Annotated in this window: 21 protein-coding genes; 5 read left to right on the top strand and 16 right to left on the bottom strand. The window is 66.6% G+C overall.

What is annotated here, in order from left to right; all coding sequences use genetic code 11:
* The first annotated feature begins 12 nt into the window (after window positions 1–12).
* The 3 genes from HNO88_RS16565 (at window position 13) to HNO88_RS16555 (ending at window position 3,914) form a co-directional block, all read left to right on the top strand.
* Window positions 13–2,184, top strand: coding sequence for a phage tail protein (locus HNO88_RS16565; RefSeq protein WP_184248066.1), 2,172 nt, complete (start codon window positions 13–15; stop codon window positions 2,182–2,184).
* A 23-nt stretch (window positions 2,185–2,207) separates the two neighbouring features.
* Window positions 2,208–2,666, top strand: a complete 459-nt coding sequence (locus tag HNO88_RS16560; RefSeq protein WP_184248063.1) for a DUF2793 domain-containing protein — start codon at window positions 2,208–2,210, stop codon at window positions 2,664–2,666.
* Window positions 2,667–2,855: 189 nt separating this feature from the next.
* A complete protein-coding gene (locus HNO88_RS16555; protein WP_184248059.1) occupies window positions 2,856–3,914 on the top strand; it encodes an OmpA family protein in 1,059 nt (352 codons plus the stop codon).
* A 437-nt stretch (window positions 3,915–4,351) separates the two neighbouring features.
* On the opposite strand, the gene queC is transcribed toward HNO88_RS16555, so the two are convergent.
* The 6 genes from queC to HNO88_RS22715 form a co-directional block, all read right to left on the bottom strand.
* Entirely contained in the window at window positions 4,352–5,047 is a 696-nt protein-coding gene (gene queC / locus HNO88_RS16550) for a 7-cyano-7-deazaguanine synthase QueC (RefSeq protein WP_184248056.1), read from the bottom strand.
* 57 nt (window positions 5,048–5,104) lie between these two features.
* Entirely contained in the window at window positions 5,105–5,521 is a 417-nt protein-coding gene (locus tag HNO88_RS16545; RefSeq protein ID WP_246381894.1) for a DUF3617 domain-containing protein, read from the bottom strand.
* Between the two features lie 134 nt (window positions 5,522–5,655).
* Window positions 5,656–6,585, bottom strand: a complete 930-nt coding sequence (hslO, locus tag HNO88_RS16540; RefSeq protein ID WP_184248053.1) for an Hsp33 family molecular chaperone HslO — start codon at window positions 6,583–6,585, stop codon at window positions 5,656–5,658.
* Window positions 6,564–7,508, bottom strand: coding sequence for an ornithine carbamoyltransferase (gene argF / locus HNO88_RS16535; RefSeq protein ID WP_184248050.1), 945 nt, complete (start codon window positions 7,506–7,508; stop codon window positions 6,564–6,566). The genes hslO and argF overlap by 22 nt, the downstream gene beginning before the upstream one ends.
* Window positions 7,505–8,695 carry an aspartate aminotransferase family protein gene (locus tag HNO88_RS16530; RefSeq protein WP_184248047.1) on the bottom strand — a complete coding sequence of 397 codons (1,191 nt, stop codon included), beginning with the start codon at window positions 8,693–8,695 and terminating at the stop codon, window positions 7,505–7,507. The genes argF and HNO88_RS16530 overlap by 4 nt, the downstream gene beginning before the upstream one ends.
* A gap of 143 nt (window positions 8,696–8,838) precedes the next feature.
* Window positions 8,839–9,627, bottom strand: a complete 789-nt coding sequence (locus HNO88_RS22715; protein ID WP_184248236.1) for a cold-shock protein — start codon at window positions 9,625–9,627, stop codon at window positions 8,839–8,841.
* 250 nt (window positions 9,628–9,877) lie between these two features.
* Here HNO88_RS22715 and HNO88_RS16520 point away from each other — a divergent pair, with 250 nt between their 5' ends.
* Complete coding sequence (locus HNO88_RS16520; RefSeq protein WP_184248044.1) at window positions 9,878–10,309, top strand: protein tyrosine phosphatase family protein; 432 nt, start codon at window positions 9,878–9,880, stop codon at window positions 10,307–10,309.
* Window positions 10,310–10,455: 146 nt separating this feature from the next.
* On the opposite strand, the gene HNO88_RS16515 is transcribed toward HNO88_RS16520, so the two are convergent.
* From HNO88_RS16515 to HNO88_RS16505, 3 genes are all read right to left on the bottom strand, one after another.
* On the bottom strand, window positions 10,456–11,889 hold the full coding sequence (locus HNO88_RS16515; protein ID WP_184248041.1) for an ammonium transporter: 1,434 nt from the start codon (window positions 11,887–11,889) through the stop codon (window positions 10,456–10,458).
* 11 nt (window positions 11,890–11,900) lie between these two features.
* Window positions 11,901–12,239, bottom strand: a complete 339-nt coding sequence (locus HNO88_RS16510) for a P-II family nitrogen regulator (RefSeq protein WP_159873644.1) — start codon at window positions 12,237–12,239, stop codon at window positions 11,901–11,903.
* Window positions 12,240–12,388: 149 nt separating this feature from the next.
* Window positions 12,389–13,090, bottom strand: coding sequence for an endonuclease/exonuclease/phosphatase family protein (locus HNO88_RS16505; RefSeq protein WP_184248038.1), 702 nt, complete (start codon window positions 13,088–13,090; stop codon window positions 12,389–12,391).
* Between the two features lie 158 nt (window positions 13,091–13,248).
* Between HNO88_RS16505 and HNO88_RS16500 the strand changes: the two genes are divergently transcribed.
* Window positions 13,249–13,848, top strand: a complete 600-nt coding sequence (locus HNO88_RS16500) for a phosphatase PAP2 family protein (protein WP_184248036.1) — start codon at window positions 13,249–13,251, stop codon at window positions 13,846–13,848.
* A 121-nt stretch (window positions 13,849–13,969) separates the two neighbouring features.
* Here the strand turns inward: HNO88_RS16500 and HNO88_RS16495 are convergent, their stop codons facing one another.
* From HNO88_RS16495 to rplT, 7 genes are all read right to left on the bottom strand, one after another.
* Window positions 13,970–15,499: a peptide chain release factor 3 gene (locus HNO88_RS16495; RefSeq protein WP_184248033.1), complete on the bottom strand. Its 1,530-nt coding sequence runs from the start codon at window positions 15,497–15,499 to the stop codon at window positions 13,970–13,972.
* 57 nt (window positions 15,500–15,556) lie between these two features.
* Window positions 15,557–16,303: an SDR family NAD(P)-dependent oxidoreductase gene (locus HNO88_RS16490; protein ID WP_184248030.1), complete on the bottom strand. Its 747-nt coding sequence runs from the start codon at window positions 16,301–16,303 to the stop codon at window positions 15,557–15,559.
* The gene (locus tag HNO88_RS16485) at window positions 16,300–17,187 is read right to left on the bottom strand and encodes an aldose 1-epimerase family protein (RefSeq protein ID WP_184248027.1); all 888 of its coding nucleotides are present in this window, start codon (window positions 17,185–17,187) and stop codon (window positions 16,300–16,302) included. Before HNO88_RS16485 ends, HNO88_RS16490 begins: the two co-directional genes overlap by 4 nt.
* A gap of 4 nt (window positions 17,188–17,191) precedes the next feature.
* Window positions 17,192–19,600, bottom strand: a complete 2,409-nt coding sequence (gene pheT / locus HNO88_RS16480; RefSeq protein WP_184248024.1) for a phenylalanine--tRNA ligase subunit beta — start codon at window positions 19,598–19,600, stop codon at window positions 17,192–17,194.
* Window positions 19,601–19,612: 12 nt separating this feature from the next.
* A complete protein-coding gene (gene pheS / locus HNO88_RS16475) occupies window positions 19,613–20,686 on the bottom strand; it encodes a phenylalanine--tRNA ligase subunit alpha (RefSeq protein WP_376768781.1) in 1,074 nt (357 codons plus the stop codon).
* A gap of 57 nt (window positions 20,687–20,743) precedes the next feature.
* On the bottom strand, window positions 20,744–21,070 hold the full coding sequence (locus HNO88_RS16470) for a GIY-YIG nuclease family protein (RefSeq protein WP_184248018.1): 327 nt from the start codon (window positions 21,068–21,070) through the stop codon (window positions 20,744–20,746).
* A 192-nt stretch (window positions 21,071–21,262) separates the two neighbouring features.
* Entirely contained in the window at window positions 21,263–21,622 is a 360-nt protein-coding gene (rplT, locus tag HNO88_RS16465) for a 50S ribosomal protein L20 (RefSeq protein ID WP_184248015.1), read from the bottom strand.
* Window positions 21,623–21,626 lie beyond the last annotated feature (4 nt).

The following is a 21,626-nucleotide window of genomic DNA, read 5'->3' as shown; positions in this document are numbered from 1 at the left end:
GGACTCACCTTCATGGCCACCATCGTCTTCAGTGCCCTTGGCAACGCGCTCGCCGGACCGGCGGGCGGCGCCATCGGCGCGCTCGCGGGCCGCCAGTTCGAGGATGCGCTGCTCGGCACCGGACGCCGCCGCGGACCGCGCCTGCGCGAACTGGAAGTCTCGCTCTCCAGCTATGGTCTGGCGATCCCGCGCGTGCACGGGCGCATGCGCGTACCCGGCGCGATCGTCTGGGCGACCGAGCTGCAGGAGCACTCCGAAGTGATCGGCGCCAAGGGTCAGCCGGCCACCACCACCTACAGCTATGCCGCCAACCTCGCCATCGTCCTGTCGAGCCGGCCCATCCGGTCGCTCGGCCGCGTCTGGGCCGACGGCAAGCTGCTGCGCGGCGCTGCGGGCGATCTCAAGGTCGGCGGCGCCCTGCGCGTGTATCTTGGCAGCGAGGACCAGCCCCTCGACCCGCTGATCGCCGCCAGCGAAGGCGAAGCCCGCTGCCCGGCATTCCGCGGCCTGGCCTATGTCGTGTTCGAGGCGCTCGAGCTCGCAAGCTTCGGCAACCGCGTGCCCGCGCTCACTTTCGAGGTCGTGGCCGACGATGGCGTAAGCCTGGGGGCGCTTGTCGACGAAACAGTCAGCGACGCGACGGTGACGGCCGACCTCACCGGCTTTGCCGGCGTGCTTGTCGAGGACGATCTCGCCTCCTGCCTCTCGACGCTGGCAGACGTCCTGCCCCTGGCCCTGGATGCCAGCGGCGAAGGCCTGCGCTTGCGCCTGGCTGACACCGCCACCGAGCTCCTGTTGCTCGAGCCGCCCGCCACAGCGGTAGAAGACGATGCCTTCGCGCCTTCCGGAGGCATGGTCCGCCGGCGTTCGCCCGCCGCGGCGCAGCCTGCCGCCGTCCTGCGCTACCTCGACGTCGCGCGCGACTTCCAGCCCGGCACCCAGCACGCGAGCGGCCGTGCCGCACCTGGTCAGCCCGACATGCTCGAACTGCCGGCAGCGCTGGAGAGCGCCGAGGCGCGCAGGCTCGTCGAACGCATGGCGCAACGGCGGGAGAGCGCACGCGAGCGGGTCGCCTGGCGCAGCTGCACGCTCGACAGCGCGGTGGCGCCTGGCACGCTGGTGCGGTTGCCCGATCGCAGCGGCACCTGGCGCGTCGAAACCTGGGAGTGGCGGGAGAGCGGAGTCGAACTCGAGCTCGCCCGCGTGGACACGCTCGACCTGGAACCGCCACCAGCGCCCTCGACCAACTTCCCCGCGCCTGCCGACCTGCCGCCAGCGCAGACGCGGCTGGTCGCACTCGAACTGCCCTGGGATCCAGCAGCCCAAACGGGACAGGCCTCGCAGGCCGTCGCATTCGTCGGCGCGACCGGCGCGAGCTGGAGCGGCGCCGCGCTCTATGCCGATGGGCGTGACGGCGAGTTGCGACCGCTCGGTCCCGCCGCGCGGGCCCGCTCCGTGATCGGACGGCTGGAAATGCCGCTCGCCCCGGCAAACCCGTTGCTACTCGATCGCACCTCCCTGGCGATCGTGGCGCTCTCCGATCCCGACGCGGTCCTCGCACCGGCCAGTCTCGACCAGCTCGCGATGGGCGCCAATCTCGCGCTGATCGGCGAGGAGCTGGTCCAGTTCGCCCAAGTCGAACCGCTCGGCAGCGGCAGGTGGCGCCTTGCCCACTTCCTGCGGGGGCTTGGCGGAACCGAGGCCGCGATCGCCTCCCATGTCGAGGCGGAGGCCTTCGCGTTGATCGATGCGCGCGGCACGCCGCTGCCCTCGCTGGTCGAGGGCGAAGACACGGTGCTGGCGCTAGGGCGCGGAGACGCCGCACCGACAAGCTCGCCGTTGCACCTCGCCGGCATCGCTCGTCGGCCGCTGGCGCCCGTGCATGGCCGATCTCGCCGGCGTGCGGACGGCAGCCTCGACTTGCGCTGGACGCGGCGTGCTCGCGGACGATGGCGGTGGAGCGATGGCGTCGACGTGCCGCTGATCGAGGAGGCCGAGCGCTATCTCGTCACCTGCGAAGGCGCAGGCTCCACGTTGCGCTCCTGGGAGACGCAGGCGCCGGCACTCGAACTCTCGCCATCGCAGGCCGCCGAACTCGAGAGCCTCGGCCCGTGCACCCTGCAGGTCCGCCAGCAGGGCACCCATGCCCTCTCGCTCCCGCTGCCACTCGCCCGCCTTCCCTGATTCGCATCCTTCGGAGACCGACCATGCCCGATGCTCTCGATTTCACCGCCACCACGGCCCGCCACGGCTTGCCGCTGCTGTTCGCCGCGCAGGCGCAGAAGGAAGTATTCCACAACGAGGCACTGGCGCGGATCGATGCACTGATGCATGCTGCCATCGAGGGCGAGAGCACCGAGCCGCCGACGATCGCCCCCGACGGACAATCATGGCTGGTCGCCCCCGCCGCCACCGGTGAATGGGCAGGTCATGATCATGCGATCGCGATGCGCCAGGCCGGCCAATGGCTGTTCGCCGCGCCGGTCCCGGGCATGCGCGTCTATGACCAGACGAGCGGGCAATTCGCCCTATTTTCCGATGGCTGGCAAAAAGCTGCGGCCATTCCGGAACCATCAGGAGGTTTGATGGTTGATAGCGAGGCTCGGGCCGCTATCGGAGCGCTGCTCTTGGCTCTCCGGGCTTCTGGTCTTCTACCCCCTGCTTGACGGCAGTGGCAACCAACAGGGATCGATTGTGTTGTTCGCTCAGCAACATAGCCTTTGCGAACGGCTCTCGACCTCAGTCGGCGTGATGTTATTGCAACAGTCACGGTCACTGTGCGCTTGCGCAGAGTCTACGGAGGGGGTAGATGCTCGATTACTCGGTGGCTCCAAATCTCTGAATAGGGGAATAATATGAGGAAACTCGTTATTGGCTTGGCGCTGGCTTCTACGGCCATCGCCACGCCTTCTTTTGCGCGCGACGACGCGTGGTACATCGAAGGTGGCTTCGGCGCCATGATCGTCGAAGATTCGAACTTCGACATCGCCGGCATCAACAACGCCTCGTCGCTCGATTCGAAGTACGGCTTCGATGGCGGCGTCTCGATCGGTTACGACTTCGGTCCTTTCCGCCTTGAGACCGAAGGCAGCTACCGTCGTGCGAAGAACGACGAATACACCACCGCTCTGGGTACGTTCGACGCGTCGGGCCATGCCAGCGCGCTGTCGTTCATGGTCAACGGCCTGCTCGACTTCGGTGCCGATGACGGCATCCAGGGCTTCGCCGGCGGCGGCGTGGGCGTTGCTCGCGTCCACTACAACGCCACGATCCCGGGCGTGACCCCGTTCGACGACAACGACACCGGCTTCGCCTGGCAGCTGCTCGCGGGCGTTCGCGCTCCGATCACGGAGAACATCGACCTCGGCCTGAAGTATCGTTTCTTCAACGCCGACAACGTCGACCTGGTCGGATCGTTCGGCGCTCCGATCGAGACGCGCTTCCGTTCGCACTCGCTGCTCGGCACGATCGGCTACAACTTCGGTGGTGCAGAGCCGGTTGCTCCCCCGCCGCCGCCGCCGCCGCCGCCGCCGCCTCCTCCGCCCCCGCCGCCGGCTCCGGTCTGCAACAAGGGTCCGTACATCGTGTTCTTCGACTGGGATAAGTCGGACATCACGCCTGAGGCTGCGACCATTCTCGACAGCGCCGTCAGCGCTTACGCGAACTGCGAGAGCGTGCCGATCATGCTGGCCGGCTACACCGACCGTTCGGGTTCGACCCAGTACAACCAGGGTCTGTCCGAGCGTCGTAACGCCTCTGTGCGTTCGTACCTCACCAGCCACGGCATTGCCGACGGTTCGATCTCGAGCCAGGCCTTCGGTGAAAGCAACCCGCGCGTCCCGACTGCGGACGGTGTGCGCGAGCTGCAGAACCGTCGCGTCGAGATCACTTACGGTCCGGGTTCGGGCATGTAAGCGACCGGCAACGGTACAAAGACAAGGGGGTCGGAGAAATCCGGCCCCTTTTCTTTTGTCCGATGCAGATGGAGTGCTGAGCGGCTCGACTGCGGCAGGTCGTTCACATCGTCCGCAAGAGCAGATCGCCAACTGGCGCCGGGCGCGACGGACCGTCCGCTCAATATGGTTCACGACAAGGCAGCGGATCCCGCCGGATACTTGCCTTGCCCAGGATCCCGCCTCAACGACGCTCGATCAGGTGCGGCGCCGGTCCCCGCCAACCCGCCGGGTCCCTCGAAATCTGCGTGCCTGGAGATTGGATCGAAGGCGGTCTGTTGACGCATCCCACCTCAGGGCAGATCCCACGAGCGGAAGGCGCGCGCGAACGGCTACCAAATCGCGCGCGGGTATATGGAGTAATCGTTAGAACCCGGCCTCTGCCGTCAACACCCGCATCACGCCGCGTAGACGGTACCATCGATGACACCCGCCTCGGCAAAACCAGCCTTGCGCAAGCGACAGCTGTCACACAGCCCACAGGCCAGACCCTCCGGCGTGGGATCGTAGCACGACCAGCTCATCGCCGGCTCAAGGCCAAGCCGATCCGCCTCCGCCGCGATCTGCGCCTTGCCCAGGAATTGCAGAGGCGCGTGGACTGTAAACGCCGATCCCTGCGCGCCGGCCTTGGTCGCAAGCTCCGCCAGTTGCTGGAAGCCCGCGATGAACTCGGGTCGGCAATCCGGATAACCGGAATAATCCAGCGCGTTGACCCCGATGAAGATGTCGCGCGCGCCCAGCGCCTCGGCCCAGGCGAGCGTCAGCGACAGGAACACCAGGTTGCGCGCGGGTACGTAAGTGACCGGAATGTCGTCGCCCAAGCCATCCTTCGGCACGGCGATGTCATCCGTAAGGGCTGACCCTCCAAATTGCCGCAAGTCGAGCGGAAGCACCACATGGCGGACGGCGCCGATCTTCTCGGCAATGGTCCGTGCCGCGTCGATCTCGCGCCGGTGCCGCTGATTGTAGTCGATCGTCAGCGCGTGGACCTGGTAGCCGGCCTCGCGCGCAAGGCCGGCCACGACCATGGAGTCGAGGCCGCCGGAAAGAAGCACTACGGCCGCGCGGCCGGTCGGATTGGCGATGTCTGGCATGCGCGGCCATGTAGGCCTTCGGCCCGGCTGGCGAAAGCCCCCGGCGGCTGCAGGCGGTCAGCTCGTGCAGGCGCCCACCCGCCGGGCCTCGGCGGCAAAGGCGAACGGCAACCCCTCAGCGATCCCCTGCGTGTCGATTTGCACCAGACTGTCGGACTCGCGCCGGATCTGAGTGCGGCCATAGCCGTGACCACGGCACGTGTACTGCACCGTCACTTGGCTTTCGGTATCCTCGACGGTGATGCGGCTGCAACTCTGCCCGGGGTGACGCAACTGGATGAGCCGGCGCGCATCGCGAAGGCAGATGCGGCGCGGGACCGAGGCCTCGTCATGCAGCCGCAGTTCCCAGTCTCCCTGCTCCAGCTTATCGAGCATCGCCAGGGAGCGCACTTGCGCGACGACCGAGCCGGACGCGATTGCGGCACCCGCACAGATCACGGCAGCAGCACAGGTCAGGGCGGTCTTGGCCTTCATCCTTGTCATGGTCCTGGATAGTCGCGGCGGTTGCTGGACGTCCCTGTCGCGCGGGTACCATCTACCACGCGCGCAACTCTCGTCCAAGCGCCCGATTTCATCGACGAACGGCTGGTCGCTGATCCGCGCCGAGCTTACACCGGGACGCGGATGATCTTCGAACAGAATGCGCAGTCGACCGGGATCGTTCCATCCGGATCGCGCATCTCAGCGCGCTGGTCCTCGGGAAACCGCGACAAGATCGACTGGTAGTGCTCCACCGTGCAGCGGCAGCCGCGTGACAGTGTCGAGAGCGGCTCGACGCGCACCTCGCGCTCTTCATGGAAGAGGCGGATCAGCAGATCCTCGAGAGACAGCGAAGGGTCGACAAGCTCATCATGCCGAGTGCTGCCGGCCATGATCGCCACATGCTCCCACTCCGGATGGTCTTCCTTGGCGTGGAGCCGCTCGCGTCCTTCCTCGCCTTCGGGAAAGTGCTGCACCAGAAGCCCGCCCGCGACGCAATGCGCGCCTTCGGAACGAATGCCGACCCGCAGCAACGTCGGCACCTGCTCCGACTGCGCGAAGTAGGCTTCACATGCGCGGGTCAGCGAATCGCCTTCGAGCGGCACGATGCCCTGGTAACGCTCGCCACTGCTGGCAAGATCGAACGTGATCGCCAGATAGCCTTCGCCGAACAGCGTCTCCAGCCGCGGACTGGTGCCGACCACCTTGCACTTCTCGGGATCGTGGCTGACGTAGCCACGAAGAGCGCCGCCCAGATAATCGCACACCAGCAGGTCAACGGCCCCACCTTGCGCCTGTGCCTGCAGGGTGAGTTGTCCGTCCTCTTCCTTCATCAGCGATCCCATCAGGGCGGTCAGCATCAAGGCTTCGGCCAGCAGATGCTTGATCGCGGGCGGGTAATCGTGCGCGGACAGGATCGTTTCCAGCGTTGGCCCGAGCCGCAGCACGCGCCCGCGCGCATGGCGGTCCGCAATGGTGAAGCCCAGCACCTGGTCGAAGCCGATACGCTCCGACCGAACCCTATCCTCGTGTGCGCTCACAGCTGGCCCAAGGCCCATCGCAGGATCGATTTCTGCGCGTGGATGCGGTTCTCGGCCTCGTCCCAGATCGCCGACTGCGGACCGTCGATCACCTCTGCGGTCACCTCCTCGCCGCGATGCGCGGGAAGGCAGTGCAGGAACACCGCGCCAGGCGCAGCGCGCGCCATCAGCGCTGCATCGACCTGATAGGGCGCCATGGCCGCAAGATGCGCATCGCCACCAGCCTGGCCCATCGAGACCCAGGTGTCAGTGACGACCACCTGCGCACCGCGGATCGCCTCGTCTACGTCCTGCGTCAGCACGACCGATCCGCCAGCCGCCTGCGCGGCGGCGATGAAAGTGGGGTCGGGCTCGTAGCCAGTGGGGCCACCCACGCGCACGGTGAACTTCATCAGCCCGGCCGCCTCGATCAGAGAGTTGGCGACGTTGTTGCCGTCGCCCAGCCAGGCAACCTGCAGTCCCGGGAGAGCGAAGCCGCGCTCGATGACCGTAAGCAAGTCGGCGACGATCTGGCAGGGGTGCGACAAATCGGTCAGCCCGTTGATCACAGGCACGTCGGCATAGTGCGCCAGTTCCTCGATCTTGGCGTGATCGTCGGTGCGGATCATGATCGCGTCGACCATGCGGCTGAGCACGCGCGCGGTATCGGCCACGGTTTCGCCGCGGCCGAGCTGCGTGCTGCCCGATTCCATGATCAAGGCGCTGCCGCCCAGTTGGCGCATGGCCATGTCGAACGAGACGCGGGTGCGCGTCGAGTTCTTCTCGAAGATCATCGCCAGCACATGGCCGGCCAGGGGCGCGTCCGCATCGGGGCGCCCCTTGGTCCAGTCCTGGCGCGCGGCCTTGCGGTCGAGCGCGTCGTTGAGAATCGCCGCGACGGCATCGCCACCCGCGTCGGACAGGCCGATGAAGTGGCGCCGGCTCCTTGCAGGACGGCTCATGCCGTTTCTGCCGGCTGGTAACTTGCGGCCGCAGCCGAGAGCTTCTCCATGAACTCGTCGATATGCGTATCGTCGATCACCAGCGGCGGAACGACGCGCACCACGTTATCGCCCGCCGAGACGGTCAGCAGGCCGTGATGGTCGCGCATGTGAGCGACGAAGGCACGCGGCTCGATCTTCATCTTGAGGCCGATGAACAGGCCGCGGCCCCGCACCGATTCGAACAGCTCGGGATAATTGCCCAGGAACTGCTCGATGCGCGAACGCAGTCGATCGCCCTTGGCGCGCACGCCAGCGAGGAACGCTTCGTCGGCGATCACGTCCAGCACCGCTTCGGCCGCGGCCATGGCGAGCGGGTTGCCGCCATACGTGGAGCCGTGCGCTCCGGCGACCATGCCGCGTGCCGCCTTCTCCGTCGCGAGGCAGGCACCGATGGGAAAGCCGCCGCCGATGCCCTTGGCCGTCGCCAGGATGTCCGGCTCGATGCCGAACTGCTCGTAGGCATAGAACGTGCCCGAACGTCCGACGCCGCTCTGCACTTCATCGAGGATGAGCATCAGGTCATGCTCGTCGCACAGCGCGCGCAGGCCCTGAAGGAAGGCGTCGTCGGCGATGCGGATCCCGCCTTCACCCTGGATCGGCTCGACCAGGAAGCCGGCCGTGTGCGGCCCGATCGCGGACTTCGCCGCTTCGAGATCGTTGAACTCGATGTAGCGGAAGCCCGGCAGCAGCGGGAGGAAGCCCTTGTGCATCTTGTCCTGGCTCGACGCGCTGATGGTTGCCAGCGTGCGGCCGTGGAAAGCGTTGTTGAAGGTGATGATCTCGAACCGCTCGGCCGAACCATCGTGCTGGTGGTAGGCGCGCGCCGTCTTGATCGCGCACTCCACCGCCTCTGCGCCGGAGTTGGTGAAGAACACGGTGTCGGCAAAGGTCAGGTCGACAAGGCGACGGGCCAGGTGCTCGCCCTGGGGGCTGCCATAGAGGTTGGAGACGTGCATCAGGGTCGCCGCCTGCTTCTGGATCGCGGCGATCAGGCCTTCATGCGAATGGCCGAGCGCATTCACCGCGATGCCGCTGGCGAAATCGAGGAACCGACGGCCGTCCTCGCTGATCAGATGGCAGTGTTCGCCGCGCACGGGGCGCACGTCGCACCGGGGGTAGACAGGCATCAGCGGAGTGATCGACATGGCCGGGTATCCTAGGTCTTGGGCAGTGTGGTGCTCATTCGGGAATCGCAAACGACAAATGGCGGCCCTTGTGGACCGCCATCTGCGCGCATTTAGGTGTTTGCAGCCCTGCGGTCAAACGACCGCAGGGGGTGCGGGCAGGATCAACCCTGGCGCGGGACGAGGTTGACCGCCGAGTACTTGCCTCGTCGGTCGACTTCGATGTCGAATTCGACACGATCGCCTTCGTTGAGCCCGGACATGCCCGAACGCTCGACCGCACTGATGTGCACGAATGCGTCGGGCTGGCCATCGTCACGGGTGATGAAGCCGAAGCCCTTCATGGAGTTGAAGAACTTGACGGTGCCGGTCGCCTTGTCGCCGGTGAGCTGACGCTGCGGCGCCGAGTCGCGAGGTGCTTCGTCGCGCTTCTCGACCGGGATGACATCGCCCACCACGACCAGGTCGCTGGCCGAGATCTTGCCGCCGCGATCGACGAGCTGGAATTCCAGCTGCTGACCTTCCGCCAGACCTTCGAGGCCGGCCCGCTCCACCGAGCTGATGTGCACGAACACATCGTCGCCGCCTTCATCGCGCTGGATGAAGCCGAAGCCCTTGGCTGCGTTGAAGAACTTTACGACGCCCTTGCCCTGGCCGACGACCTGGGCCGGCATGCCGCGGCCACCGCCGCCGCCACCGCCGCCAAAACCACCGCCGCCGCCGCCGCGCTGACCGCCGCCGAAGCCGCCACCACCGCCGCCGCCGCCGAAGCCACCGCTGCGCGGGGCACCGCCACCGAAGCCGCCGCCACCACCGCCGCCGAAGCGATCACCGCCGCCGCCGCCGCCGAACCGGTCCTGGCCAGCGTAGAAGGGATCGAAGCCACCTTCGTCTTCGCCGAACCGATCGCGCTTGTCGCGTCCCCTACCGCGACGTCCTCTGTCAAAACCCATCTCTACGAACAAACCTTCGATGCGCCCCATAAGCAGTCGCCCGGCCGCGTGGACGAGCCGCGCCGGGCGTCAGGGCAAGTGACCCGCAGCATGCGGCCTTTTCCTGCGATTTCGGCTTATATACGAGTCGCAAGTCCTTGGCGAACAGAAATGCGGGGGTTTTCGCCGCACTTGTCGAAATGAACCCAGCCTGTGCTAGGACCGCACATCCTTTCCGCCCTTGGGCGATGCGCAGGAGCCGAGTACCGCCATGTTTCGCAAGCTTACCGACACCGTCTATGCCAGCCCGCAGATCGGCCTTGCCGAAGTGGAGCAGGCCAAGGCCCTGGGCGTCACGCTGATCGTCAACAACCGGCCCGAGGGTGAGAGCGAGGATCAGGTCCCCGGTCCGGACATCGAAGCAGCGGCGCGTTCTGCCGGCATCGACTACGTGGCCATTCCGGTCACCCATGCCGGGTTTTCGCAGCAGCAAGTGACGGCGATGGCCGAGGCGCTCGATCGCACGCAGGGCCCGGTGCTCGCCTATTGCCGGTCGGGCACGCGCTCGACGCTGCTGTGGGCGCTGGCCCAGGCCAAGGAGGGCGCCGATTTAGACGACGTTGCCGCCAGGGCCGCGCAGGCGGGATACGACGTGTCGCCGGTGCGGCAGATCATGGACTTGCTCGCCGCTTCGGCGCGCTGAATCCTCTCTCCAGGAAGACCAACGAAAAGAGGGCCGGAGCGCCTGGCTCCGGCCCTTTTCAGTTTGTGTTCGCAGGAGGAACAACGGATGGCGGGAGAGGAGAAGGAGGAGAGGAGGTTATCCCCGCCCCCGCCAAGCTCTTGAAATCAGTAGTTGTAGGCGCGCTCACCGTGGCTGGTGATGTCGAGGCCGGCGTTCTCGTCCTCGATCGACGGGCGCAGACCGATGGTCTTGCCGACGATGAAGTAGAGGATGGCCGAGATCACGCCCGAGTAGACGAGGGTGAACAGCACCGCCTTGATCTGCGTCACGACCTGCCCACTGATCGAGTAGCTGGCCGGATCGAACGCCGCCGGGAACTGCGTGTAGTCGAACACGCCCTGGCCGCCGAGCGCCGGCGAAGCGACGATGCCGGTGCCGATGGCGCCAACGATACCGCCGATGCAGTGCACGCCGAACACGTCGAGGCTGTCGTCGTAGCCCAGCTTGATCTTCACCTGGGTGACGAAGATGTAGCAGATCGGCGAGACGACGAGGCCGAGCACGATCGAGGTCATCGGCGCGCCGAGGCCGGCAGCCGGGGTAATCGCCACCAGGCCTGCAACGGCACCGGTTACCGCGCCCAGCACGCTGGCCTTGCCGTGGTGGAACTGCTCCACCAGCGACCAGGCGACGGCTGCGGCGCAAGTGGCGAGCATGGTGTTGACGAAGGCGACCGCGGTCACGCCGTTGGCTTCGAGGTTGGAGCCGGCGTTGAAGCCGAACCAGCCCACCCATAGCAGGCTCGCGCCGATCATGGTCATGACGAGCGAGTGCGGCGGCATCGGCTCCTTGGGATAGCCATGGCGCTTGCCGATGAAGAGGCAGCCGACAAGACCCGCGATACCGGCGTTGATGTGGACCACGGTGCCGCCCGCGAAGTCGAGCGCGCCCCAGCCCCACAGCAGGCCCGAGTCGGTCGGAGCGTCGGCCAGGAAATCCGGGCCCGCCCAGTACCACACCATGTGCGCCATCGGATAATAGACCAGGATCGACCACAGCACCACGAAGACCAGCAACCCGCTGAACTTCACGCGCTCGGCGAAGGCGCCGACGATGAGGGCCGGCGTGATCATCGCGAAGGTCATCTGGAAGACCACGAAGACCAGTTCGGGGATGTAGACGTTGTTGGAGAACGTCGCACCCACGGTGGTGGCGTCGACACCGACCAGGAAGGCCTTGGAAAGGCCGCCGAAGAAGTGGTTCTCACCGCCCGAGGTGAAGGCGATCGAGTAACCGATCGAGGCCCACAGCAGGCCGGCGACCGAGACGATCATGAACACCTGCATGCAGACGCTCAGCATGTTCTTGGCGCGGACCAGGCCGCCGTAGAACAGGGCGAGTCCCGGGATGGACATCATCAGCACCAGTGCGGTGCAGACCAGCATCCAGGCGGTATCGCCCTTGTTGATCATGGCGGCGGCAGCGGCGGCGTCGGGCGCCTTAACCGGGCCGGCGGCAGCTTGTGCCCAGGCGGAGGAAGCGACGCCGAGCGACGCGATCGTCGCACCGATGCCGCTAAGAAGCTTGCGGTTCATCATGGATACCCCCCTCAGAGCGCGGTGTCGCCGGACTCGCCGGTGCGGATGCGCACGGCAGAGGCCAGGTCGAGAACGAAGATCTTGCCATCGCCGATGGCTTCGGTGCTGGCGACCTGCTGGATCGTCTCGACGATCTTGCCGGCCAGATCGTCCGGTGCGGCGACCTCGATCTTCACCTTGGGCAGCATGTTGGTCGAGTACTCCGCACCGCGGTAGATCTCGGTCTGCCCCTTTTGCCGCCCGAAGCCCTTCACCTCGGAAACCGTCATGCCGGCGACGCCGATGGCGCCGAGGGCTTCCCGGACTTCGTCGAGCTTGAACGGCTTGATGATGGCGATGATGAACTTCATGCCTATCCCCTGTTAGCCCCCGGCCGCATGCCGGTAGACTAGGGGTTGCAAGCTGCGTGCCAGTTTACTTTTCGGTAGGAAAACAGCAGCGGTTGCGTCGAAGCTTGCCGCCCAGTGGATAGACGACGCTCCATTCCTGAGCAGAGTGCCTAATTATTAGGCAGGTTCAGCGAGGCAAACACAGGCAGGTGGTCAGACCCGACTGCCGATAATGCGCTGCGGTGAACTCCAGTTCCCACCACTTCGCACCCGTCCGAGACGATGATGCGATCGAGCGCCGCGACCGGCCGGCGGGACGGGAAACTGCGGCCGGGCGCCAGCACCTGCCACGCCCGATCGAACTCGCGGAAGCAGCCGCCGTGGCTCGCCCACTCGTTCATGTCGCCCATCAGCACGGTCGGCATGGACTGCGCGCAAGCCGCCGCATGCATCAGGACGGAGCGCACCTGATGACGGCGGCGCAGGCCGGAGAGGTCGAGATGCATGCCGACGACGCGGATCTCACGGCCATCGATGCGCACGTCCGCGCGGATGGCCCCGCGTGGCTCCAGCACCGGCAGTGGCACGGGCACTGCCTCGATCAGTTCGATGTCGCGACGGATCAGCAGCGCATTGCCGTGCCAGCCCAGGCTATCGGGCTTCATCGACAAGGGAACGGGCTTGTAGCCGGTGTGGTGGATCGCCTCGAGCGGCAGCGTGCTCATCCGCCGACCATAGCGCCGGTCGACTTCCTGCAGGGCGATGACGTCCGCGTCGATCTCTCGCAGGATCGCCAGGATGCGGTCGGGATCGCGCCGACGATCGAGCCCGACGGCCTTGTGGATGTTGTAGCTGGCGAAAGTGATGGGCACGTGACGGTGGCTGACTGTCCGCAAGAGGAGCTGGCGGCGGCATGGCAGGCCCAGTCCGCCCGAGCCATAATTCTCGAATCCCGCTCCTGTTCCGCGCGGGCGCCTTTCGGTCCAAAGGGCAGCGGCACGTTTGCTGCGCCCGGGTGTTGGTGCGGGTGATGAGCAAGAAACAGGACGCGCGGGACGCCGGCAGGGCAGTCCTCGACATCGATCACAAGGCCCGTGCAGCTGCCGAGCAGAAGCGCGGCCACCTTGCCGTGCGATTCGCCGGAGCGCTGAGCGAAGTGGGCGATCAGCCGCAGGCGCGGATTTTGTGCGCGGGCGTGCTGCTGCTCGGACTGGTGCGGCGCGACGCTCGGATGGTCGGCGCCGGGGCCCGCATGCTCGTCGCGCACGAAGTGGCGACGGCGGGGAAGAACGCAGTCAAGCGCCGCGTGGACCGCCGACGCCCACGCAGCGCGTCCGATCGCGAGGACGAAAAGCCGCGCGCCGGCCGTTCGCGCGACAAGGAGGACAGCAGCTTTCCGTCCGGTCACAGCGCCGGGGCCATGGCCGTGGCTTCGGCATATAGCGCGGTCTACCCCGAGCATCGCTTGCCGGCGATGATCGGCGCCGGAGCAGTGGCGGTGGCGCAGATCCCCCGCTGCGCCCACTACCCAAGCGACGTCGGCGCAGGGCTGGCGGTCGGTGCCGTGTCGAGCGGAGCGGTGAGCCTTGGATGGCGGGCTTTGCGGGCGATGGTTGCGCGCTGGGCGTGACACCGAGCGCGGAACTTCGAAAAACAACTGCCGACTTCGTCATTCGCGCATAGGCGGGAATGACGATCACGGGAGGAGCGGAGGCAAGTGTCGTCGTCGTGTCAGGTCGCGACAGCTGCCCTCAGCGCTCCTTGGTGGCACTGAACGCGAGGTCCGGATTGCGCTCCTGCTGGTAGCTCACGTCCCAGGCCGATCGCGCCATGAACACCGGGTCGCCATCGCGGTCGCGCGCCAGGTTCATCTTGTTGAAGTCGGCAAAGGTCTTCAGCGCCGCGTCGGTGCCCTTGAGCCAGCGCGCGGTGTCGAACGGCGCCGGCTCCAGCATCGCCTCGACCTTGTACTCGGCCTCCAGGCGAGAGATCAGCACTTCGAGCTGCAGCTGGCCGACCACGCCGACGATCCACTGAGAACCGATCTCCGGATAGAACACCTGGATCACGCCCTCTTCCGACAAGTCGTCGAGCGCTTTCCTCAGCTGCTTGGTCTTGGTCGGGTCCTTCAGCTGCACGCGGCGCAGGATTTCGGGCGCGAAGTTGGGCAGTCCGGTGAAGCGCACGTCGTTGCGTTCGGACAAGGTGTCGCCCACGCGCAGCGTGCCGTGGTTGGGGATGCCGATGATGTCGCCCGGCTCGGCGCTGTCGGCGATTTCGCGGTCCTGCGCGAAGAACAGGATTGGCGAGTGCACCGCGATCGGCTTGCCCAGGCCCGACGGCGTCAGCTTCATGCCGCGCTTGAAGGTGCCGGAGACGAGCCGCATGAAGGCGATCCGGTCGCGGTGCATCGGGTCCATGTTGGCCTGCACCTTGAAGATGAAGCCGGTGACTTCGTCCTTCGACGGTTCGATCGTGCCCTGTTCGCTGGGCTGCGGACGCGGCGGCGGGGCATAGCGGGCGATGGCGTCGATCAGCTCTGCCACGCCGAAGTTCTTTAGCGCGGAGCCGAAATAGACGGGCGTCAGGTTGCCCGCACGATAGTCTTCCAGGCTGAACTCGGGATAGCCGCCCTGCGCCAGCTCCATCTCGTCCGCGACTTCGGTCGGCAGTGTGACGTCCTGATCGACCTTGCCCAGGAACTCGCGGCTGGGACCCTCGGGCCGGCTGACCTTGCCGGTCTCCAGGTCGTAGATGCCCTCGAACACGCCGCCCATGCCGACCGGCCAGGACATCGGGCACACGTCGAGCGCCAGCATGTCGGCCACTTCGTCCATCAGGTCGAAGCAGGCCCGGCCCTCGCGGTCGACCTTGTTGATGAAGGTGATGATCGGCACCGAGCGCAGGCGGCAGACCTCGAACAGCTTGCGGGTCTGCGGCTCGATGCCCTTGGCGGCATCGATCACCATGATCGCGGAATCGACCGCGGTCAGCGTGCGGTAGGTGTCTTCCGAGAAGTCTTCGTGCCCCGGCGTGTCGAGCAGGTTGAAGGTAATGCCCTGGCGCTCGAAGGTCATGACCGAGCTGGTGACGGAGATGCCGCGCTGCTGCTCGATCTTCATCCAGTCGGACCGCGCGCGGCGCGCCGCACCGCGCGCCTTGACCTGGCCCGCCAGGTGGATCGCGCCGCCCTGCAGCAGCAGCTTTTCCGTCAGCGTGGTCTTGCCCGCGTCGGGATGCGAGATGATGGCGAACGTACGGCGGTTGTCATGGGAACTCATGCGCGGCCCATACTGGTGCCGGGCCGCTCCCGCAACGTTGCGCTCCCGCGCCGGCGGTCAGCCTTCGCGCGCCACCTGGAAGCCGGCGAAGGACTGGTTCACCGGCATGACCTCAAGCGCGTTGATGTTGACGTGGGGCGGCTGCGTGGCGACCCAGAGCACGACATCGGCAATGTCCGCCCCGGTCAGCGGGTTCACGCCCGCGTAGAAGTTGTCCGAAGCCGCCTGGTCGCCGCCATTGCGAACGACGGTGAATTCGGTCTCCACCATGCCCGGCTCGATCGAGGTTACGCGCACGCCGGTTCCCGCCAGGTCCGAGCGCAAGCCCAAGGCGAACTGGCGCACGAAGGCCTTGGTGCCGCCGTAGATGTTGCCGCCGGTGTAAGGGTAGGTCGCGGCGACCGAGGAGAGCATGACGATCGCGCCGCGCCTCTCGATCAGCTGCGGCAGGAGTTTGTGCGTCAGCGAGGCGAGCGCGGTGACGTTGGTGTCGATCATCGTGCGCCAGGCATCGAGATCGGCATCCTGCGCCTTGGCGCTGCCGAGGGCCAGCCCGGCGTTGTTGACCAGGCAATCGATGCCGCGGAACGCCTGGGGCAGCGCGGCCAGAGCCGAATCGCGCGCCGCTTCGTCACGCACGTCGTAGACACACGGCTGAAAGCGCTCGCCGAGTTCGGCCGCCAGGCGCTCCAGCCGTTCGGTGCGGCGTCCGGTGCCTACGACCTGCCAGCCGGCGCCGATGAAGGCCCGGGCACAGGCTTCGCCGATCCCCGAGGTGGCGCCAGTGATAAGTGCAGTCTTCATGCGGTCTCCTGCGTCACGGTCACGCCCATGCGGAAGCTTCGTGCCTCATCCGGGGCAAGCGTGAGCACGCCCGGCTTGTCGCGAAAGTCGCCGTCGTAGCCTATGGGATCGGCGATCCCCTGCCAGGGTTCGATGCAAAGGTAGTTGGCACCCGGCTTCTGCCAGATGCCCAGCATCGGCATGTCCGGAAAGGTAATCTGGAGCGACGCACCGCCCGGAGCGCCGAACCGAACGGAACGGCTTGCAAGTTGATCCCAGATCAGTGCGTCCGCCTCGAACAGAGCAGCGGTCGGTACCAGGGTGTCGCCCTCGACCGGCGAGGAGAAGCTCTGCTCAAGCAGCAGGCCGCTCACCGGATCGATGCGCCTTACGGGGCCGGGCTCGGGCTCGGCGAATACCACCCGGTGATCCTCCTTCGCCGCGCCGCCGGGCAGCGGCCAGGCGAAGGCCGGGTGGTAGCCGAAGCTGAACGGCATCGGCTGATCGCCAAGATTGGTGACGCGGCTTTCCACTTGCAGCGTCGCACCTGAGAGACGGAACAGCACGTCGAGCATGAAAGCGAACGGGTACGATGCGCGGGTCTCGGGCGTGTCGCCGAGCCGGAAGTGAGCGCTGTCCGCTTCGGCCGCTACCACGTCGAAGTGCGAGTGCCGGGCGACACCATGCTTGGGGATCGCGTAACTGGCGTCGCCCAGGCGATAGCGCCCATCGCGCACCATGCCGACAATCGGGAACAGGATCGGCGCGTGGCCGGTCCAGAACGCCGGGTCGGCATCGGTCATGTACTCGCGCCCGTCCGCGTCGGCGAGCGACCACAGCTCCGCACCCAAGGGATTGATGCGCGCGGTCAGCTTATCCGATGCGATCGAGACGAGTTCGCTCATGGCGCTATCCCCGCAGCGTCGCGCCGAGCTTGGCGGCGGCGGCGGTGACCTTGTCGGCAATCGCCTTCAGGTCTGCCTCGGCATAGCTCTTCTCGCCGGGCTGGAGCGTCACGTCGATCCCGAGCGATTTGTGGCCGTCCGGCACACCGGCACCACGGAAGTCGTCGAACAGGCGGCCCGCGACGATGTTCGCCTTGTCCGCGCCCTGCACCGCACGCACGAGATCGGCGGCAGGCAGCGAGGATGGCACCAGGAAGGCAAAGTCGCGCGTAACCGGCTGCAGCGCGGGCGGCGCATAGGCGTGGCGGGCGAATCCGCTGGCAGACTTGCGCGCGGGGATCGCATCGAGGAACAACTCGGCCAATGCCACCGGACCTTCCAGGTCGAACTGGCGCGCGGTCGCGGGATGCAGCATGCCGAAGCGGGCCAACACGGTCCTGGGCCCCAGCCGCAAGGTGCCCGACTGGCCGGGATGGAACTGCGCCCCGGCTTCTCCCATCACCTGCAGCTTGTCGACCGGTGCACCGGCCTCGGCCAGCAAGGCGAGGGCCTCGGCCTTGGCGTCATAGGCATCGAAGCTGGCCGCCTTGCCCGTTGCCCAGCCGCGCGGGCTCTTCTCGCCGGCGAGCACGAGGCCGAGCGCCAGGCGTTCGTCGCTGGCGCCGCTGCCCCCACGCAAGTAGCGCCGGCCGAGTTCGAACAGGCGCAGCCCCTTCGCGCCACGGTCGAGGTTGCGCCTGGCGGCCGAGAGCAGGCCCGGCAGCAAGGATGGGCGCATGGCCTTCATGTCCTCGCTGATCGGATTGGCCAGCGTCCAAACCTCACCGTCCGCGAAGTGCTCGGCCTCGGCCACCGGCAGGAACGACCAGGTCACCGCCTCGTGCAGGCCCCGTGCGGCTGCGGCGCGGCGCACCCGCCGCTCCAGCCTCTGCGCCGGAGTAGCGGTCGGCCGCGCGACCCCGTCCGCGCGCGGCAGGGCAACGCTCTTCACTTCGTCGATGCCGTGGATGCGCACGACTTCCTCGACCAGGTCTGGCCCACCGTCGATGTCGGGCCGCCAGCCCGGGACGGTGACGATCCACCGCTTGTCGAAGCCCGCCTCTTCCGCGACGACGCCAAAGCCGAGACTTTCCAGGATCGCCTGCTGCCGCTGCGGCGAGATGGCGACGCCGCCCAGCCGCTCGGTCAGATCGGGATCGAAATGGACGGTCTTGGGTGTTGACGGCGCGGCGCCCGCCCGGACGATCTCGGAAGCCTCGCCGCCACACAGCTCCAGGATCAGCCCGGAAAGGATATCGAGGCCGGAATCGAGGAACGTGGGGTCGATCCCGCGCTCGAAGCGGCTGCGCGCATCGGAGGTGAGGTTCAGCTTGCGCCCGGTGCGGGCGATCCGCTCGGGATCGAAGTAGGCGATCTCCAGCAGGACGTCGGTGGTGCTCTCCTCGCAGCCCGAGTGCTCGCCACCCATGATGCCGGCGATGTCGTGCACGCCGACCGTGTCGGCAATCACCGTCATCTCGGCGTCGAGCGCATAAGTCTTGCCGTTCAGCGCGATGACCTGCTCGCCGTCCCGCGCACGGCGGGCGACGACCGCGCCGGTCAGCTTGGCTAGGTCATACGCATGCGCGGGCCGGCCATATGCGAGCATGACGTAGTTGGTCGCGTCCACCAGCGCCGAGATCGGGCGCTGTCCGGCGGACTTGAGGAAATCCTGCAGCCACTGCGGCGAAGGACCATTGCGCACGCTCTTGATGACGCGGCCGTAGAACGCCGGGCAGCCTTCCGGATCGTCGGTGCGGATCTCGATCGGGCACGGGAAAGTCGCGGCGACGTTGACTGCAGGGACGGGCTTGAGCGTGCCGAGCCCCTTGGCGGCAAGATCGCGCGCGATGCCGTAGACGCCCATGCAGTCGGGCCGGTTGGGGGTGATCGATACGTCGATGACGGGATCGACGCCACGGTATTCGGCGAACGAGGTGCCCACCGGCGCATCCTCAGGCAGCTCGATGATGCCGTCGTGATCGTCGCCCAGTTCCAGCTCGCGGGTCGAGCACATCATGCCGTTCGATTCGACGCCGCGGATGGCGGACTTCTTGAGCTGCAGACCATTGGCCGGCACCACCGCGCCGGGCAGCCCGAGCACGCCCACGAGGCCCGCCCGAGCATTGGGAGCGCCACAGACGACCTGCAGCGGCTCGCCGGAGCCGGTGTCGACGGTGAGGACCTGCAGTTTGTCGGCATCGGGATGGCGCGCCGCGGTTAGCACCCGGGCGACCCGGAAGCCCGAGAGCTTGGCGGCAGGATCCTCGACGCCTTCCACTTCGATGCCAATGGCGTTGAGCGCATCGCAGATCGCATCGACCGAGGCGTCGGTGTCGAGATAGCGGCGCAGCCAGGAGAGCGAGAACTTCATATGGTCGTTACCTCAGGCCGCAGTGCCGACGCCGGCCGACAGGGTCGGCACGTCGAGCGCGGAGAAGCCGTAGTGCGAAAGCCAGCGGACATCGCCGTCGAAAAAGGCACGCAGATCGTCCATGCCGTATTTCAGCATGGCCAACCGATCGACGCCGGTGCCGAAGGCAAAGCCCTGCCACTCGTCCGGATCGAGCCCGGCGGCGGCGATCACCTTGCGGTTGACCATGCCGCTGCCCAGCACTTCCATCCAGCCTTCCGAGCCGCCGACGACGCGCTTGCCATTGACCATGGTGTAGCCGACGTCGACCTCGACCGAAGGTTCGGTGAACGGGAAGTAGCTGGGGCGCAGGCGCAGGACGACATCGTCGCGCTCGAAATAGGCCTTCAGGAAGGTCTCCAGCGTCCATTTCAGGTGGCCGAGGTGGATGCCCTTGTCGATCACCAGGCCTTCGATCTGGTGGAACATCGGCGTGTGCGTGGCATCGCTGTCCGAGCGATAGACCCGGCCTGGCGCGATGATCCGGATCGGCGCACCCTGCTCGATCATGGCGCGGATCTGTACTGGCGAGGTGTGCGTGCGCAGCAGCATCTCGCGGCCCTCGGCATCGCGGTCGGGGAAGTAGAACGTGTCGTGCATTGCGCGCGCCGGATGGCTCTCGGGCATGTTGAGCGCGGTGAAGTTGTGCCAGTCGTCCTCGATCTCCGGGCCGGTGGCGACGGCGAAGCCGAGATCGGCGAAGACTTCGGCGAGTTCGTCCATCACCTGTGAGATCGGGTGCACGCTGCCGCGCGGCGTTTCGGGTGCGGGCAATGTGAGGTCGATCGTCTCGGAGGCCAGCTGCTCTTCGAGCGCGGCGTTCTCCAATGCGGCCTTGCGAGTGGCCAAGGCCCCGGCAACGCTTTCGCGCAGGGCGTGAATCTTGGGGCCCTCGACCTTGCGCTCGTCCGGGCTCATGGCGCCCAGCGTCTTGAGCAGGGCGGAAACGTCGCCCTGCTTGCCCAGGTGCTTGACGCGCAAGGCTTCGACTTCGTCCAGCGAGCCGGCGTAGGCGATCGAGGCCAGGATGGTATCTAGATCAATCACAACGTACCTTACCTTCGTCATTCCCGCGTGGGCGGGAACCCATTTCCTGACCTTACGTCAGACATCCCGGTGCGGCGGCAACGCGTCAAACCCGAAATCAACCGCCAGATCGCGCCAGTCCGGATTGGCTTCCTCGATCAATTCGATTTTCCATGCGCGCGCCCACTTATTGAGCCGCTTTTCACGCGTGATTGCGTGCTCCATCGTCGCGTGCTGCTCATACCAGACCAGGTAATGCACGCCGTAGTCCTTGGTGAACCCGTCTATCAACCCCTCTCGATGTTGGTGCACCCTTTGCGCGAGGTTCGATGTGACACCGACATAGAGCGTGCCGTTGCGATGCGACGCCATGAGATAGACGCAAGGCTGGAACACGGCGTGCATTACCCTCCCCTTCGTCACTCCCGCGAACGCGGGAGTCCATCTCCTGAGCTCGCGTAACAGGAAACACCTGGAGATGGATTCCCGCGTTCGCGGGAATGACGAGGTTCTTTTGGTTGAGGGAGCAGCACAAAGAAAAAGGCGCGGGTAGCTTTCACCACCCGCGCCCTCGTCTGTCTCGCTAGCCTGCAGCGCTTACGCGGGAAGCGCGGCCTTGGCCTGGGCGATCACCGTGCTGAACACGCCGCCTTCGTTCATGGCGAGGTCCGCCATGGTCTTGCGGTCGAGTTCGATGCCGGCCAGCTTCACGCCGTGGATGAACTGCGAGTAGGTCAGGCCTTCGTTGCGCACGGCAGCGTTGATGCGCTGGATCCACAGTGCGCGGAAGGTCCGCTTCTTCACCTTGCGGTCGCGGTACGCGTACTGGCCGGCCTTCTCGACGGCCTGACGCGCGATGCGGATGGTGTTCTTGCGGCGGCCCCGATAGCCCTTGGCCTGGTCCAGGATCCGCTTGTGCTTGGCGCGGGTGGTAACACCCCTCTTGATACGGCTCATTGTC

It is taken from the genome of Novosphingobium chloroacetimidivorans, from assembly GCF_014204535.1.
GTDB lineage: Bacteria > Pseudomonadota > Alphaproteobacteria > Sphingomonadales > Sphingomonadaceae > Novosphingobium > Novosphingobium chloroacetimidivorans.
Note: the sequence above shows the minus strand (reverse complement) of the source record. Positions and strands in the feature narration are given on the sequence as shown.